Here is a 1,856-nt window from a genome sequence, read left to right on the forward strand (position 1 = left end):
CGCGGATCACAGTGATTTGAGCAATTTCGGGTTCAATCGCGATACCGCCAGCACGCGCGAGCATGGCTTAGAGGGTGCGTGTGGGACGTTCAATCGGGTAGACGCCCTGACCGCCAATGGCACCAACCAATGAAACAGTCGCGCCATCACCCGCGAGGCGACGGACTTGGACCTGTGGATCTGGTGTTTGTTCTTCAAGCTTGCGCGTAATTGTGCGGCGAATGGCGTCAGGGGAATTACCCGCTGCGCGTATGCGACCTGCGTAGGGCACGAAAATGAAGCCGGCTCCATCAACCTGCACTTCCTCCAGCAAAGTGGAGTTAGACGTTTCGCCGGCCAAAAGACCGTCATCGACGTTTTCCCAGATCGTCAGACCAAGCGTATCGCCGGGTCGGATTGTATCCGATCCGATTTGGCCTGCATTTTGGAACGATGTGGAAAAGCCTAAGCTGGGCACGACAGAGGTAGCACGTGTCACGAGGTCATTGACCGCAACCACAAATGCATCGCTTGAACGCTGTACAGAGCCTTCGTAGATTTCTTTTTTATTTGGACCAACGCGCGGCAAACCACAGGAAGAGACCATCGGCACAGCAGCTAGCAAGCAGGCAGGCGGATTTTGCCCATCTGGATGTATAGGATTTCACTGCTCGGTCTCCTCGACCTCTTACTCTGCCTCGGTTTACTCTGCCTCGGTCTCTAACGGCCCTTTTTTCTTGACCTATGGGAATCCAAAACAAAAAGCTAGCGTCTGAAGGTGTGTTGATCAGTTCACGACGCGCAACTGTTGCCTTGGTGCCGCGGTGCCGGATCGTAAAGCGTCATAAGGATCCTCGTCTGAAAGCATCATATCGACGACGTGGCGCATTAATTTACGGCGTCCACTTGTGGAGTAAAAGCCGCCAGGTACTTGAGTGGTTTCCAATAGATAACGCCGAAAATCTTTGTATGCGCGGTTATCTGGGCGTTCAGCGGCAGCGAAAAAGTCTGCTAAGGGCTGGCTTGAGACGAATTCAGGCTTTGAATAAACTGCGCTTCCGAATGTTTTCAATGGAATGCCGCGCCACAAAACCTGTTGGCCAGCGGTTGAATTCACCATAATCGCGGTGCGGGCATCATTCAAAAGGCGCGCAAGCTTGCCGCCGCGCACATAGTGAACACGCTTTGAAATACCGTATTTTTCGGCCAAGTCTTTCAGGGAACGGCGCACAGGAACGCGACCATCTTCCAGAGGATGCGCTTTGAAAACAAGGTGATGATGTTGCGCAGAGCCTTTAGCGAATTCTTGTATCACGAATTCAAAAAAATCCGTCATAGTGTCAAAAGGCGAATGCATTTGAAACGAGCTGTCATGCTCTAGTTGCAAAAGTGCGAGATGATAGGGAAAACCACAATTGCGGATACGCCACGTTGCGATGCGCCGCTCTATCCCTTGAAAAGGCATTAGCAACAAGCGCTTCACGTATAGCTGGAATTCTTTGATAACAGGCAGGTCGCGGTGGGTTTTGAAATTACGATAGTCACCGTTTCGAAACATCACAAACCAATGATAAAGTGCTCCGTAAAACACGTGCTGGCGCATGTCGCCCCAATGGCTTGGGGGCATGGGTGCTTCCATGTCGGAGCGCTCAAGCGCGGTTTGCATTTGCGCGACCGTCGTGTCCTTCAAGCGTGAATTGCCAATGGATCCACCGCGTTCATAGCTGATCCAAAAGGGGCGCATATAGCCTTCTTCAAAGACGTGAACCCGCAGGCCGAGCGCATTCGCGCGCGCGACGGCTTGTGCATGGACCGGACGTGTATCGCCATAGAGAACAATATCAGTAACACCACGTTCTTCAACAAGGACATCGAAT

Annotated in this window: 1 protein-coding gene and 1 pseudogene; both read right to left on the reverse strand. The window is 52.2% G+C overall.

Translation table 11 applies throughout. From position 1 onward, the window contains the following. Nucleotides 1-647 (reverse strand): annotated as a pseudogene (locus QZ279_RS13220) (polysaccharide biosynthesis/export family protein); the annotation flags it as partial. A 119-nt stretch (nt 648-766) separates the two neighbouring features. Beyond that, a partial coding sequence (locus QZ279_RS13225; RefSeq protein WP_293451629.1) for a capsular biosynthesis protein occupies nt 767-1,856 on the reverse strand: 1,090 nt, incomplete at its 5' end.

Source organism: Planktotalea sp., from assembly GCF_018607965.1.
In the GTDB taxonomy this organism is placed as follows: domain Bacteria; phylum Pseudomonadota; class Alphaproteobacteria; order Rhodobacterales; family Rhodobacteraceae; genus Planktotalea.